The 15,056-nt window shown below is 59.1% G+C and carries 12 protein-coding genes and 1 pseudogene; 12 read left to right on the top strand and 1 reads right to left on the bottom strand.

The window, feature by feature from the left end; all coding sequences use genetic code 11:
* Window positions 1-291: 291 nt before the first annotated feature.
* From nrdH to R5M92_RS06475, 12 genes are all read left to right on the top strand, one after another.
* On the top strand, window positions 292-513 hold the full coding sequence (nrdH, locus tag R5M92_RS06530; protein WP_346798763.1) for a glutaredoxin-like protein NrdH: 222 nt from the start codon (window positions 292-294) through the stop codon (window positions 511-513).
* Window positions 510-953: a class Ib ribonucleoside-diphosphate reductase assembly flavoprotein NrdI gene (gene nrdI, locus R5M92_RS06525; RefSeq protein ID WP_346798762.1), complete on the top strand. Its 444-nt coding sequence runs from the start codon at window positions 510-512 to the stop codon at window positions 951-953. The genes nrdH and nrdI overlap by 4 nt, the downstream gene beginning before the upstream one ends.
* A complete protein-coding gene (gene nrdE, locus R5M92_RS06520) occupies window positions 935-3,100 on the top strand; it encodes a class 1b ribonucleoside-diphosphate reductase subunit alpha (protein WP_346798761.1) in 2,166 nt (721 codons plus the stop codon). The genes nrdI and nrdE overlap by 19 nt, the downstream gene beginning before the upstream one ends.
* 173 nt (window positions 3,101-3,273) lie before the next feature.
* Window positions 3,274-4,266, top strand: coding sequence for a class 1b ribonucleoside-diphosphate reductase subunit beta (gene nrdF, locus R5M92_RS06515; protein ID WP_346798759.1), 993 nt, complete (start codon window positions 3,274-3,276; stop codon window positions 4,264-4,266).
* A gap of 137 nt (window positions 4,267-4,403) precedes the next feature.
* Window positions 4,404-8,087 (top strand): ATP-binding protein, encoded by a 3,684-nt coding sequence (locus R5M92_RS06510; RefSeq protein ID WP_346798757.1) that lies wholly within the window; start codon window positions 4,404-4,406, stop codon window positions 8,085-8,087.
* A gap of 11 nt (window positions 8,088-8,098) precedes the next feature.
* Window positions 8,099-8,725 (top strand): hypothetical protein, encoded by a 627-nt coding sequence (locus tag R5M92_RS06505; protein ID WP_346799277.1) that lies wholly within the window; start codon window positions 8,099-8,101, stop codon window positions 8,723-8,725.
* A complete protein-coding gene (locus tag R5M92_RS06500; RefSeq protein ID WP_346798755.1) occupies window positions 8,722-9,966 on the top strand; it encodes a hypothetical protein in 1,245 nt (414 codons plus the stop codon). The genes R5M92_RS06505 and R5M92_RS06500 overlap by 4 nt, the downstream gene beginning before the upstream one ends.
* Window positions 9,967-9,968: 2 nt before the next feature.
* Window positions 9,969-10,850, top strand: coding sequence for a DUF7281 domain-containing protein (locus R5M92_RS06495; protein ID WP_346798753.1), 882 nt, complete (start codon window positions 9,969-9,971; stop codon window positions 10,848-10,850).
* 245 nt (window positions 10,851-11,095) lie between these two features.
* Window positions 11,096-11,620, top strand: a complete 525-nt coding sequence (locus R5M92_RS06490; RefSeq protein ID WP_346798752.1) for a hypothetical protein — start codon at window positions 11,096-11,098, stop codon at window positions 11,618-11,620.
* Window positions 11,621-11,809: 189 nt separating this feature from the next.
* Window positions 11,810-12,028, top strand: coding sequence for a CopG family transcriptional regulator (locus tag R5M92_RS06485; RefSeq protein ID WP_346798750.1), 219 nt, complete (start codon window positions 11,810-11,812; stop codon window positions 12,026-12,028).
* On the top strand, window positions 12,028-12,213 hold the full coding sequence (locus R5M92_RS06480) for a hypothetical protein (RefSeq protein ID WP_346798748.1): 186 nt from the start codon (window positions 12,028-12,030) through the stop codon (window positions 12,211-12,213). The genes R5M92_RS06485 and R5M92_RS06480 overlap by 1 nt, the downstream gene beginning before the upstream one ends.
* A gap of 122 nt (window positions 12,214-12,335) precedes the next feature.
* Window positions 12,336-13,298 (top strand): ribonuclease Z, encoded by a 963-nt coding sequence (locus R5M92_RS06475; protein ID WP_346798747.1) that lies wholly within the window; start codon window positions 12,336-12,338, stop codon window positions 13,296-13,298.
* A 63-nt stretch (window positions 13,299-13,361) separates the two neighbouring features.
* Here R5M92_RS06475 and R5M92_RS06470 read toward each other — a convergent pair.
* Window positions 13,362-15,033: pseudogene (locus R5M92_RS06470) on the bottom strand (isovaleryl-CoA dehydrogenase).
* Window positions 15,034-15,056: the final 23 nt, after the last annotated feature.

Here is a 15,056-nt window from a genome sequence, read left to right as displayed (position 1 = left end):
GGCGCGGTTTTTTTCTGCCTGAAAGAAAAATCGTGACTCCCAAATCCTTAGTGGCATGGCCAATTGGCTAGCGGTTTATGTCCCGGTCTCTACAACAAATGGGTTGGTGGAGTAAAGGATTTTAAACTAGATTTAACACTAGATGTGGTATTTGAAAAGGATCTTGGTAGCGTATATAGTGCCTGGAGCGAAATGCATGAGCTTTTAGCGCCAAGTGGCGACTGCCGCTTCATGGCCGTGATTCGGGTCATGGCGGGCTTTTTTACCTGCTTTGGAAGGAGAATGCACATCATGAAGATTAAGATTTACAGCAAGCCCGCCTGTGTCCAATGCACCGCTACCTATCGAGCGCTTGATAAGCAGGGACTCGACTACACCGTGGTCGATCTGATGGAAGACCCGACCGCCCAGACCACGGTGGAAGCACTGGGGTACCGCCAACTGCCGGTGGTCGTGGCGGGAGAGGAGCACTGGGCGGGGTTTCGTCCCGATCGGATCCAGGCACTGGCATGAATCGGGCCCAGCTTCTTGCCAGCGAGCCGCCAGCTCTCGGCGAGATCGTTTATTTCTCGACACGCTCAGGCAATACCCATCGGTTTGTCGAAAAGGTGGGGTTGCCGGCCAGGCGCATTCCTCTGGATCGCGAAGCGCCCATGCTGCGTGTCGAGATACCTTACATCCTGGTCGTGCCCACCTATGGCGGCGGAAGCCTGAAGGGAGCCGTGCCCGGCCAGGTGATTCGCTTTCTCAACAATGAACATAACCGCAGCCTGATTCGGGGTGTGATTGCCGCCGGCAATACCAATTTCGGCGAAGCCTACTGCCTGGCCGGGCGGATCATTGCCGAAAAATGCCAGGTTCCGGTCCTTTACAATTTCGAACTGCTTGGCACCAGTGAAGATGTCGCCAAGGTTCGCCAGGGAGTAGAAGAGTTTTGGAAACGACAAGCCTAGCCACGCCACGCCACGATGCCGGAACTTCAGGGGGACGTGCCCTGGATTACCATGCATTCAACGCCATGCTCAACCTCTATGGGCCGAACGGTGAGTTGCAGCTTGAACGCGACCGCGAGGCGGCGCGTCAGTACTTTCTCCAGCACGTCAACCAGAACACGGTATTCTTTCACTCGCTGGAAGAGAAACTCGACTATCTGATGGAGGAGGAGTACTACGAGGCGCAGGTGCTCGAGCAATACGAACCCGCCTTCATCAAGTCGCTGTTCGAGCAGGCTTATGCCTACAAGTTTCGCTTCCCCAGCTTCCTCGGTGCCTTCAAGTACTACACCAGCTATACGCTGAAGACCTTCGATGGCAAGCGTTACCTTGAACGTTACGAGGATCGCGTCTGCATGGTGGCACTCTCGCTGGCGCGTGGCGACGAGACCCTGGCACGCGCACTGGTCGACGAGATCATCAGCGGCCGCTTCCAACCCGCTACTCCTACCTTCCTCAACTGCGGCAAGCGCCAGCGCGGTGAGCTGGTGTCGTGTTTCCTGCTGCGGATCGAGGACAACATGGAGTCCATCGGTCGTTCCATCAATTCGGCCTTGCAACTCTCCAAGCGCGGCGGTGGAGTTGCTTTCCTGCTCAGCAACATCCGCGAATTCGGCGCGCCGATCAAGCGCATCGAGAGCCAGTCGTCGGGCATCATTCCGATCATGAAACTGCTGGAAGACGCATTCTCCTACGCCAACCAGTTGGGCGCGCGCCAGGGTGCGGGGGCGGTCTACCTCAATGCCCACCATCCGGACATCCTGCGCTTTCTCGACACCAAGCGTGAGAATGCCGACGAGAAGATCCGCATCAAGACGCTCTCGCTGGGTGTGACGATTCCCGACATAACGTTCGAGCTGGCCAAGCGCAACGAGGACATGTACCTGTTCTCGCCCTACGATGTGGAACGTATCTACGGCGTACCGTTCGGCGATATCAGCGTTACCGAGAAGTACCACGAAATGGTCGCCGACGGTCGCATCCGCAAGAGCAAGATCAAGGCGCGTGAATTCTTCCAGACCCTGGCCGAACTGCAGTTCGAGTCCGGTTATCCCTACCTGATGTTCGAAGATACGGTCAACCGCGCGAATCCCATCGCCGGACGTATCAACATGAGCAACCTGTGTTCGGAAATCCTGCAGGTCAATACTCCGACCGAGTACGACGAAGACCTGGGCTATCGCCATGTCGGCCAGGATATCTCCTGCAACCTGGGCTCGATGAACATAGCCAAGGTAATGGATAGTGGTGATATCGGTACCAGTGTCGAGATCGCCGTGCGCGGGCTCACTGCGGTCTCGGAGATGAGCAACCTGAGTTCGGTGCCTTCGATCGCCCAGGGCAATGCCCAGTCGCGCGCCATCGGCCTGGGGCAGATGAACCTGCATGGCTTCCTGGCGCGCGAGCGCATCTTCTACGGTTCCGACGAAGGGCTCGATTTCACCAACCTCTATTTCTACTGCGTGGCTTATCATGCCATTCGGGCCTCGAACCGCATGGCCATCGAAAAGGGCGAGAGCTTTTTTGGTTTTGCCGAATCGAAATACGCCAGTGGCGAGTTCTTCGACCAATATACCGAGCAGCCTTGTCTGCCCCGTACCGACAAGGTGCGCGATTTGTTCGAGACAGCCGGGATCGCCATCCCCGACCAGCAGGACTGGGAAGCGCTCAAGGCATCGGTGATGGCCCATGGCTTGTACAACCGCAATCTGCAGGCGGTGCCGCCCACGGGGTCGATCTCCTATATCAACCACTCCACCTCGAGTATCCACCCGGTCGCGGCCAAGATCGAGATACGCAAGGAGGGCAAGTTGGGGCGCGTCTACTACCCCGCGCCTTACCTCAGCGACGACAATTTCGAATATTACCAGGACGCCTACGAAATCGGTCCCGAGAAGATCATCGATACCTACGCCGAGGCTTCCAAGCATGTCGATCAGGGGCTGTCGTTGACCTTGTTCTTCCCCGATACCGCGACCACCCGCGATATCAACAAGGCGCAGATCTACGCCTGGCGCAAGGGCATCAAGACCCTCTATTACATTCGCCTGCGTCAGACCGCGCTGGAAGGAACGGAAGTCGAGGGCTGCGTCTCCTGCACCCTCTAGGAAAGCTCGATTTGTTGCTGTGCTCGATATCCTGGCCGCTGGCGGTGCTCGCTGTCCTCATGTAGCAGGCTACACTCCGGCAGCTCTGCTCCGGCAGCGACCAGCCTCTCGTCGCTCGCGACACAAATCTAGGTTTCCCTTAAGATCATCATCATCTGAGAAGAAGACGATACATGACTACCAAACATGTGATGCAAGGCGAAGCACCGCGCCTGGCGCGCGTCGATGCCATCAACTGGAATCGCTTGCAGGACGACAAGGACCTGGAAGTCTGGAACCGCTTGACCAGCAACTTCTGGTTGCCGGAAAAGGTGCCGCTGTCCAACGATATCCAGTCGTGGAACACCCTGACACACCAGGAACAGCAGCTGACGATCCGCGTGTTCACCGGCTTGACGCTGCTCGACACCATCCAGGGCAGTGTCGGCGCTCCGGCATTGATCCAGGATGCGCGCACGCCCCATGAAGAGGCGGTCTATACCAACATCGCCTTCATGGAATCGGTGCATGCCCGCTCCTACAGCTCCATTTTCTCCACGCTATGTGCCACACGAGACGTCGACGATGCCTTCCGCTGGAGCGAGGAGAACCCGACCCTGCAGGCCAAGTCGGAGCTGATTCTCGAGCGATATCGCGCCGATGACCCGCTGATGCGCAAGGTCGCCAGCGTATTCCTGGAATCCTTCCTGTTCTATTCCGGTTTCTACCTGCCGATGTACTGGTCTAGCCATGCCAAGCTGACCAACACCGCCGACCTGATCCGCCTGATCATTCGCGATGAAGCGGTACACGGCTACTACATCGGCTACAAGTTCCAGCTGGCGTTGGCGGAGGCGTCACCGGAGCGCCAACAAGCGGTCAAGGACTACGCCTACGAGCTGCTGCTCGAGCTGTACGACAACGAGGTGAAGTACACCGAGTCGCTCTACGACGACGTCGGCCTGACCGAGGACGTCAAGAAGTTCCTTCACTACAACGCCAACAAGGCGTTGATGAATCTTGGTTACGAGGCGCTGTTCCCTAGTAGTGTCACCGATGTCGATCCCACCATCATGTCGGCGCTTTCCCCCAGTGCGGATGAGAATCACGACTTCTTTTCGGGTTCCGGTTCGTCCTATGTCATCGGCAAGACGGTAACGACCGAAGACGAAGACTGGGCATTCTGAGGCGGATACTTCGGGAGGCAAGTGAACGTGATGTCGCTTTGAAGACGCGACATCACGTCCCAAGTGTCGTGTCTGGTGTGTCTTGGGGCCAACTGGCAAGATAGCGTTTTCGAGCGTTTGACGATCAAGGACACGGCATGGCCCACCTGCTACGCATCGTGATGATTCACGGCCACCTGGAAGGGGTGGTGGAACTGAGTGTGGATGGCCACACCAATATCTGCGGCACCAACGCCTCCGGCAAGACCACGCTACAGCGCCTGGTGCCGGTGTTCTACGGCGAGCTACCCAATAAGGTAGTGCCTAAAACCCGCATGAAGTTCGATGCGTTTTACCTGCCTCATCGCAACAGCTACCTGGTGTACGAATATCGCCGCGAAGCGGGCAATATCTGCCAGGCGGTGCTGACCCGCAAAGCCGAAGGCGGGGTGGAGTACCGCTTCGTCGGCGCGCCTTACCGGCCAGAGGATTATCTGGTGGAGAGCGAAAGTGGTGCGGTGGCGCTGGAGTACGCCCAGTGGGCCAACGGCCTGCGCCGGGAGAACCTCAACGTCTCGTTCAAGCTCACGGCCACCTCGGAATATCGCGCGGTAATCCAGAACGACTTTACCCCCACGCCAGGCATCATGCCCTACGGCAATCGTAAGGACGCCCTCAAGCTGCGCCAGCTGGCCGCGCAGTTCAGCCTGGTCAAGCCCGATCACCGTATCCGCCATATCGAAAAGCTGGTCTCGGCGGTGCATGCCAAAGAGGGCAAGATGGATACCCTCAAGACCATGCTGGCGGCGATCTTTGAAGAGGACGGCGTCGAGCTGCCCGTGACCCGCATCCGCAGCGCCAAGGCTCGGGAGTGGATCGACCAGATGCGCCAATCCATGCGTCTGGAGCCGCTGCAACGCTCGCTTGCCAAGCTGCACGACGTTGACCGTGAGCTGGCGGATGTGGAGGCCGCACTCTGGCAGCTGAAACCGCAGTTGGAAGCCGACCGCCACCACATCGAGCGCACCCTGGCCGATGCCGAAGCCGAAATGGGCGCACGACAAGAGGCATTCGACGACGAGAAGAACGCCTACGAGGCGGCCCGCGATGACCTGAATGAACAGCTTAGCGAGCTGGAAAGCGGCCTCAAGCAAACCCAGCGTGACCTGAGCGACCTTCAGACGCAATTTGAAGCTTATGAGGCAGCGGACATGCCCGCCCTTGAGCGTGACCTCAACGCGCTGCCCCAAAAACGCGAGCAGTTCGAGCAGCTAAAACGCCATCTGGCCGACTTACAAGAGGCCAACCAGGCAAGTCAAATCCTCAAGGAAGAGCGGCTGCGTGAGCTGGGCGAAGCGCTGGCCCGCCAGGGTGAAGAAATACAAGGGCTGGTCGATGGCCTCAACGAAGAAAAGGCCGCGCATCAGGAAGCCCACTGGGAGGCCCAGCGCCATCTGGACGCCCGCAACCAGGCCCAGCGTGAAGAGGCAGAAGCCGACTTTCAGGCACGCCTCAACCAAGGAGTTGAGCGCTTGGCGGCGCTGAAAGCCGCGCTTAGCCACAGCGGTCTGACGGCGGAGGAAAGCGAAGAGGCCGCCCTGGTTCAAGCGCGAATCGACCAGGCGCAAAGCGACCACAACGCTGCCAGCAGCCAGCGGGAAAGCCAGCGCCGCGAGCTGGATGGCCTGAAGCGCGAACGCGATAGCGCCGAACAGGCCCACGCGGATGCCCGCCGAACGCTTACCCGCGCCCAGCAAACCAGCCAGGCGCTGCACCGCCAGCGCGACCCCGCGCAAGGATCGCTGCGGCATTTTCTGCGCTACCACCTGCCCGGATGGGAACAGCGGCTGGGTAAGGTGATTGCCCCGGAGCTGCTGGAGCGCCGGGACCTTTCGCCGACCTTGACGGAGTCACCCAGTGACGACCTTTACGGCCTGGAGCTGGATACCCAGCTGATCGAGCCGCCGGACTACGCCCAGGATGAAGCCAGCCTGCTCGCCGCCATTGAAGCGGCGGACGACGCCGTGGCGCGCGCCGAAGCCGAGCTCGGCAACAGCGAAAGGCAGCTCAAGCGGCATAACGAGCGTGTCCAGGCCGCCGATGAAGCGCTAAGCCAGGCTCAGTTGGCGGTGAAGCGCGCCGATGAGGAAGTCGAATACGCCCAGGAGGCCCGCCGCCAGTGCCAGGCGCGCCATGCCCAGGCGCAACGCCAGCGCAAGGCCGGGCACGAAGCCGCCCTGGCCGAACAACAAGCTCAGCAGCAAGCCCTGCGCGACGAACGCCAGACCGCGCTGGACAAGCTAAACGCCGCCTATCAGGCGGAACTGCTGGAGTTAAAAGCCGATGCGCAAAGCCAGCTGACTACCATCGACCGGCAGATTCAGCAGCACAAGACCCAGCTCATTGAGCAAAAAGCCGAGCACAAGCGCCAGTGCGCTGAGCTGGAAGAGGCGTTCGACCAGGAATTGAAGGCCCAGGGCGTCGACCCGGAAAAACTGCGGGATACCCGCGCCCGGCTGCAGCAATTGGACGAACACATCCGCCACACCGCCGCCCGTCAGGATGAGCTGGACGCCTACAAGCGCTTTATGCGGGTGAGCTGGGGGCAGCGCAAACCGGAACTGGTCGAGCAGGAAGGGCGTTTAAGCCGTGAGATAGACGCTGCCCAGCGACAACGCGAGCAGCATCAAAAGGCGTTCAAAGCCACCAAGGCGGCCCACCAGCAGCACGTCGCCGCGTTTGAAACCAGGCGCCGCGAAAGTCACGAGATGCTCAACGACCTCAAGCCGCTGCTCAAGCAGCTCGATGAACTCACGCTGACCTCGGACGCCACGCCCCAGCAGGAGGCCCCCGGCGATGTCGCCGAGCGGTTGTCGCGCACCCGCCAGGCACTCTCGCGCCGGGCCCAGGAGCGCGACACGCTGCGCAAGGGCTGCCAGGATGCGGAGAGCCAGCTGATAAAGGGGGCCAGCACCAGCTTTGTCGATGTGCTGGAAAGCGAGCGCGCTCAGCTTGCCGACCCCGACGACCCGCGGGCGCTGCTGCCACTGCTGGGCGGTATGCTCAAACTGCTCGAAGACCAGCAGCAACAGCTGATTCAGCAGGGGCGCAACTTAAGCGACGACTTGGATAAGTTCTTCACCGTGTTCCGCGATTTGAACCGGCGCATCAGCGCCCAGAGCAAGCGCCTCTCGGATGAAGTGGCCGACGACCTGCGCCTGGAAGGTATCAGCAAGGCGGAGGTGCGCATCCAGTCGACCATCGACGAACTCGGCTTCTGGGACCCGCTCAAGCTGTTCGCCCAGCGCTACAAGGTGTGGCGCGACTCCGAGCAGACCCTGCCCAGCGACGACTACCTCAACGCCCTGGCGGACGTGGTCGATTTGCTGCGCAGCGACCAGCAGTACAGCTTCGAAAGCCTGCTGCGCCTGGAGCTGCACCTCAACGAAGGCGGCACCGACCTGATCATCAAGAACGACCGCCAGTTGCTGGAATCGTCCAGCCACGGCATGGCGTATCTGATTCTGTGCAAGTTCCTGCTGGCGTTTACCCGGCTGCTGCGCGGGCGGGCGGCGATCGCCATCCACTGGCCCATCGACGAGATCGGCACGCTGGCCTACCACAACGTTGAAAAGCTGTTCGAGGCCTGCGACAGCAACCAGATTCATATTGTCGGCGCCTTCCCCAACCCGGAATCCGACGTGCTGCTACTGTTCGCCAACCGCTACCTGATCGACCGCGACGCCGACGCCCCCGCCAAACGGCGGCTAAAACGCATCGAGCCCCGGCAAAGCCGCCTGGCCGAGCGGCTCAGAGCCCGCCATGAGGAGGTGCCGGTATGAGCGATATGAGTCTGTTACCCCATGGCCCGCTGCTGGAACGGCTGCTGGCGGGCGAGTTTATCTGCGCCGTGAGCGATGAAAGTGCCTTCAAGCGCCTGCAGGATGACGCCACGCGCGAGGCTATCGACAGCTATCTGCGCCCGCTCAACCGCCGCGTGGCCAGCAGCCTGGAGGAAGGCGTGTATTTCCTTGCGTGGCGTCAGTTGGATGACAGCGCGCGGGACCAGCTCGCCCGCCAACTGGGCGACACCGTCAACAGCCTGTTGCCGCTGCTGGAATGGCTGCAGCTCGTGCAGGAAGCCCTGGGCCGCGACAGCGTGCTGTCCCCCGGCGATGTGCTCAAACCCGGCGAGCTGCAGGCCAAAAGCGAGGATAACCCCAGCCTGCGCGAGCGCATCGAGCGCCTCGCTACCGACAGCTTCTTCGGTTCCCAAAGCGACCAGTTGGATGCCCAGGTCAAGCAGGTGTTCAAGCGATTAAGGGAGCACGGCTACCTGCTGCAGCCTCACGCCGATCGCCAGGTATTCCTGGTCACCGGCAAGGTCGACTACCTGCTCGAACTGGTGCGCTTTATTCGCGATGAAGAGCATCTGCCAGTGGAGGCCGAGGGCGAGGATACGCAGGAGTCGCTACTGTGAACGACGCGGAAACGCCAGGACTGGAAAGCCGCCTGATCACCACTGGGGTAGAGCGCCTGGCTCTGTTGGGCCGCCACGCCGAGGCGCTGATGCAGGGCTACGCCAACGATCACGTCCCCCTGGATGGGCTGAGCCACACCGCGTTGCGCAAGCTGCTGAGCGCGCGGATTGTCTGGCGGCCCGACGAGCAGGGCGGCATCAAACTCACCCCCAAGGTGCGCGAACTAATCGCCGAAATGGTCGCCGATGAAGCCCGGCGCCACGTCAACGCGGATGTGGCCGAGGCGCTGGAGCTGATCCGCAGCCTGATCGAGAGCTATCGCGATTCCAGCAGCCGCGGCGACTACTGGCAGCAGGAGCAGCAACTGTTGCGCCTGCGCCAGGCGGTGGATGACATGAACGGTCGCTTTGCCGACGCCATCGACAGCCTGTGGCAGCGGCTCAACAGCGATTTCGGCTTTGTCAGCCAGCTCAACGACAAGGTGCGCGAAAACGACCGCGCGCAAAAGCAGGTGGTCCGCCTGCTCGATGGGCTGGAGCTGATCGACTTTGACGAGTTGATCGAACTGGTGGGCAGCGACGGCACGCTGCGCAAGGTGTTGATTAGCCAGCTGCAACAGCAGCTCAGCCAGCACTACACCAGCTTGCGTGAGGTGCAGCACCGCCTGATCGAGTTGATGGCGCGTTTTCGCCGCATGCAGGCACGCAGCCGCCTGGTCGCAGGCATGGCCGCCTTCCTGCGCGAGCATCCCAACTTCACCCCCGGCAATTACGCCCGCCGTAGCGAGGTGCCCGTGCTGTTCAATCACGCAGCACCCCTTACCGCCGCCGGGGCCGTGGCGCTGGACCGCGCCCAGGACATGCCCACCCTCAGCGCGCTGCTGAAAAATGTGCCCACCCCGTCACGTGCCGCCCAGCCGGTCACCGCGGCACGCCCGGCGGAACACGTCGAAGACACGCTCGTCGCCGCTCGCCAGCAGGCCCTCAAGGATGACGTCGAAACCTTCTACCTCAACGTGGTAGACCGCGCCGAGCACGCCCCTATCAGCGCCCTGGATTACCTGCACCAAAGCGGCCTTGAATGGCCTGCCGAAATCTGGCTGTTCCAGGTTATTGCCGAGCACCAAGGCCTGCCGCACAGCGAGCAGCGCGCGTTTCACCTTTATCAGCAGGAAGAGCGGACGAGCGCCTACAACGATGTGAAATTGATTCGTGACGTTTCGTTAGGCCTGGCGGTGTAACGATGAATGATCAGACACTCACGGCCAAGGTCTACAGCAAGCTTGGCGACGTGGATCGCCAGCTGCGCAAGCAGACGTGGGTCGACAAGAAACGCAGCCAGCAGTGGGTAGCGGACTTCATTCACTGGTGTGATGAGCAACACATTGAGCTTGGCCCCGGGCTACGTCATCAAACCCTGCGCTTTGATCGCGCCCTTATCCAGCAGGTGAACGCCGCGCTCGAAAGCCAACGACTGACCACCATCGGGCAATGGCAGAGCGGCTTGACCAGCGCAGCGCAAGCGGAGCAGGGCGTCAACGAAGATAAAACCAACCGCGAAGGCCCGCGCGCCCAGCGGGTGCTGGTGAACACGCCTGCCAGCACACCCGCTTGGCTGTCGGCCCAGCCGCGCTCGATGCACGACGTCGGCTGGCGCGACATCGACCTCGAAGAGTGCGATGTACTGGTGCAGGTTGAAAACCTAGACAGCTTTTATGAATTCTCGCCGGAACTACCAGCGTTAAGCGGCTACGCTAATCCACTGATCGTTTACCGAGGCGATAGCCACTATGGTGGCGGCTTCAAGCAATTCGCCAGCGCCTGGAACGCGACCCAAAAGCCACACTTTTATGCAGGCGATTTCGATATCAAAGGCGTCAGCATCGCACTTTCCGGCGGCGCCTCGCACTTATTACTCTCGCCGCTGGGATGGCTCACCGAGCAGGCCACCCCGTTCCACGACCCCGCGAAACAGCTCGAATACCGCCCACGCCTGCAACGCCACCGCGACCAACTACCCGCTGCACATCCGCTACAGCCGTATCTAACGCTGCTACTCGACCAGCAGCGCGGGCTAAGGCAGCAGTGGTTGGGTGAAAAACTGGAGCGCGTGGCGTTGGTGTGAGGCAACCCCCGTCGACATAATGCGCATTGCCGCGTTGTGTGTTTGCGTTCAGTATGATTGAAGCGGGCAAAACGCGAAGTCACGCGAATTCTGGCTATGTTGCCAAAATTGACTTTTCTTTCAGCAGAATCAGTGGGGTGGAGTCATTTTTGTGGCTATATAACACCAATCAATTTGCCTTCACGTTCATTAGGGTTATATAGCGGGACGTATAATCACTGTTAACAACCCCCGAGGAGGGAATATTGAGTCCAATTCTGACTATTCAGGTAGAGAATTTTCGGGAGTCTCTAAAGCTTACCCAACGATCTATTTATTTGGGACTTTTGATAGCGGGGATAGTGCATTACTTGGGGCATCTGGATGAGGGTAAGCCGCTTCCCACTGTTCCATTTTTGAATGTCGAGTTCACCTCTGCGGAGTCTCTCCAGATCGTACTCCTGGTTTTGTATATTGGTTCGGGCATGACAGCTTGGTTTTCGACGAGTAGAGCCCTGCAGGTACTGGGTGATATTGATGACTCGGAAACTGCAATGGCTGCCTCAAAATATCCCTGCTTAGTCGTTTCTAATATTTGGTTCAGCTCTCTACTTGCTGGGGCGTTGCTAGGAATCGGATACCTGTTGCTATCATCAATTTTTGTTTTCGACAGTGTTTGGGAACGTTCTCTTTATTTCATCGTTTCATTGCCGTTTTTCGCTACCTTGAGATTTGGAAGAGATATTTACTCGTGGGGTCAGGAAAATGCGTGTAAGTCAGATGCTTGTTAACAAGTAGTTGCAGTTCGCTCCGGGCCTAACGGCCCTCCACCGGACGCCCTTTTCTCCGCTTCGCTACAAAAAGGTCGCCGCTGAACAAAAGCGTTATGAGTCTTTCATGTAGTGCGGAATTTCAGTACATTTGCAGTAATTTTAATGTAGTGCTATCCTTTGGGAATACGACTTGCAGAGGAAAGCAGTATGTCTAGGTTGACCGTTGATTTATCTAAAGAAATTAGCGATAGGCTCACGGAAATTGCCCGTAAAGAGGGAATCACGAAGGCTGAAGCAATGAGAAGGGCCTTTGCTCTATTGTCAGTTGCTGAACAGGAAAAGGCTAAGGGGAATTCTCTCGGTATCGTCCGCGAAGATCCGCAGAGCCACCAACTCCAGGCAATCGGGCGAGTGGTTGGTATCTAATGGCTGATGAAGGCAATGTAGATATCAATTCTGTCTTTACCCAAGACAGCAAGGTAACAATAGATGAAAGCGATAGGCTCAAGTTTGCAAAGCAAGTTCTTTGCTGGCTCGGGATTGTTTGCATAGGCGTTTTTGTTGCCTATGGATTTTTTTCCAACGAACCAAGCGCTATCTTCAATTTTTGAATTAATAAAAATAGGCGCATTGCCTTTGGTAACGTTGGTTGTGTCCTTTTACTTCCCAAACTCTAATTCCTAGGGTGGTAGCCTTCATTACCTTGGTCTTGAAGTGAGATCACGGACGCGCTATGAAGCTGATATTCCTCGGCACCTCCGCCGGTGTCCCCACCAAGCAGAGAAACGTCTCTGGGGTTGCGTTGCGAGAGAGCAAGGGGAAGGGCTGGTACCTGATCGATTGCGGGGAGGGCACCCAGCATCAGGTCTTGCACACGAAGCTGTCATTCCATTCTCTGAAAGCCATCTTTATTACCCACGTACACGGCGACCACTGCTATGGGCTGCCGGGCCTACTGGCGAGTGCGGGAATGGGTGGCCGGACAGCACCGCTGACCATTGTCGCGCCCGCAGGCATCAAGGCATGGCTGGACGCTACTTTTGATGCTACACAGCTTTGCTTGCCCTTCGCCCTGGAATTTATCGCCTCGGATAACCTGCCCAGCCTCGAGTTTGAGAACATGGCGGTGGCCACGTTCGGACTTTCACACAGGGCGCCGTCCTATGCTTATGGGTTTACGGAGACAAAGATGGATGCTGCCTTGGACGTGGATAAGCTAGCGCAGAAGGGGATTCCCAGAGGGCCGTTGTGGGGGCAGTTGAAGCAAGGCTTTGATGTTGAGTTTGGGGGCGAGCGGTTAAAAAGCCATGAGTTCTTGATCTTCAAACACAAGCCGAGAAAAGTCGTGATTGCCGGGGACAACGACCGGCCCGACTTGTTGTATGAGGCGTGCGCGGGGGCGCAGGTGCTGGTACATGAAGCCACCTACACCGAAGCAATGGCCGAGAAGGCCGGTGACGTGGGGCATAGCTACGCCAAGCTGGTCGCTGCATTTACCGAATCGGTAGCGCTCCCCAACCTGGTGCTGACGCACTTTAGCCCCCGTTACCAGCTAAGCCCTCATGCGTCGCCATCCATTGAGGACATCCGCAAGGAAGCCCAAAGCGTCTATTCGGGTTCGCTTTATCTAGCGCGGGATTTTAGCGAATACAGCCTGGATAAAACGGGCCGCTTCTATGAAGTGGCAGGCGAATAGCCATTTCGTGCATAGCCCCAGAATTCCCACGCTATCTTCGTTGCCGCTTTCGCCGAAGTAGCCTCATGCTCGGGCCCTGGCGCGGTCAAGGATGGCAGCGCAATCTAGCCCCGTGGACAGAGTGCCGTAGTTCAGCCCGCCAGTGGCTTCCAACCGGCTGGCACAGAAGGCGTCCGCTACATGGTTCGGGGCGTGGCGGACCAGCAGGCTGCCCTGAAGCGCCAGGGCCAGGCGGTCGGCCAAGTTGCGCGCGCGATATTGCAGTTCATCGGTACGGGTAACGCTTTCTTGCAGCTGATCGACGAAACGGTCCAACCGCGGGTCGCCTCCACGAGCCTTGTTCACTTCGCTGAGATACGCTTGTAGCACTTCCGGCTGCTTGCCGATCGCGCGCAGGATATCCAGGCACTGAACGTTACCGCTCCCTTCCCAGATGGCGTTGATGGGGGACTCGCGGAACAGGCGCGGCATGATGTGATTTTCCATCACGCCGCTTCCGCCGATCACCTCCATGGCTTCGTAGGCGTGATTCGGTGTGCGCTTGCAGACCCAGTACTTGCCGACCGGGGTCGCCAGGCGCGACAGCAGTTTTTCGTGCTCATCGTCCTGGTTATCCATGGCGCGGGCAACACGCATGGTGAGGGCGAGAGCCGCTTCGCTCTCCAATGCCAGGTCGGCCAGTACGTTGCGCATCAAGTTGATCGCTCAATACGGCACCGAACGCGTGACGGTGGTCGGCGTGATGTATCGCTTGCGCCACAGCTTGGCGCATACCAGCGGAGGATCCGATCATGCAGTCGTAGCGGGTCATGGCCACCATGTCGATGATGGTGGGCACACCGCGACCTTCCTCGCCCACCATCCAGGCGTAGGCGCCACGCAGTTCGGTTTCGCTGGAGGCGTTGGCTACGTTTCCCATCTTGTTCTTAAGTTGCTGTATCTGCAGCGGATTCTTGCTGCCGTCGGGGCGCCAGCGCGGGAGCAGGAAACAGCTTAGGCCATGTTCTGTCTGGGCCAGAACGAGAAAAGCATCGCACATGGGGGCCGAGACGAACCACTTATGTCCCACCAGTTCATAGGGTTGGCCCGATCCGGGTGTACCCACGGGGTAGGCGCGGGTGCTGTTCAAGCGAACATCAGAGCCGCCCTGTTTCTCGGTCATCGCCATGCCGAGGGTCAACCCCTGTTTTTGCGTATGCGGCACGTTACGCGGGTCGTAATGGAGGGCGGTCACCTTGTCTCCCCACGCCTGGTACAAATCCGGTTGATGCTTTAGCGCGGGGAGGGCGGCGAAGGTCATGGTGATAGGGCAGCCATGGGCCGCTTCCACTTGGGTATGCAGGTAGTATTTGGCCGCGCGGGCCACATGCGCACCCGGCTTGGGGTCGCGCCAAGGGCTCGAGTGCAGGCCATGGCGGATGGCGGTCTGCATGAGCTGATGATAGGCCGGATGAAACTCCACCTGGTCGATGCGATGGCCATGGCGGTCGTGGGTAGTGAGCTGGGGCTTGAAGGCGTTGGCCTGGAATCCGAGCTCGATACTGTCGGCGGAGCCTGCCAGTGCGCCGAAGGCCTCCAGGTCGTCCTCGGCCCAGGAGGCCTCTTCACGTGCCACCGCTTCCCGCAGGGCGGTATCGCTAAGATAGCTATTGTAGTCATGCAACGGCGGCGGCTGGTTCTCCACCTCATGGGTGTTGGCCAGGAACTTGTCAGCTAGAGGGTAAGTTGTGCTCATTGTTGGCCTCCAGAATAAAAATT

This window comes from Halomonas sp. Bachu 37 (genome assembly GCF_039691755.1).
In the GTDB taxonomy this organism is placed as follows: Bacteria; Pseudomonadota; Gammaproteobacteria; order Pseudomonadales; family Halomonadaceae; genus Vreelandella; species Vreelandella kashgarensis.
The sequence above is the reverse complement of the archived record's forward strand: the minus strand, read 5'-3'. Positions and strand labels throughout refer to the sequence as shown.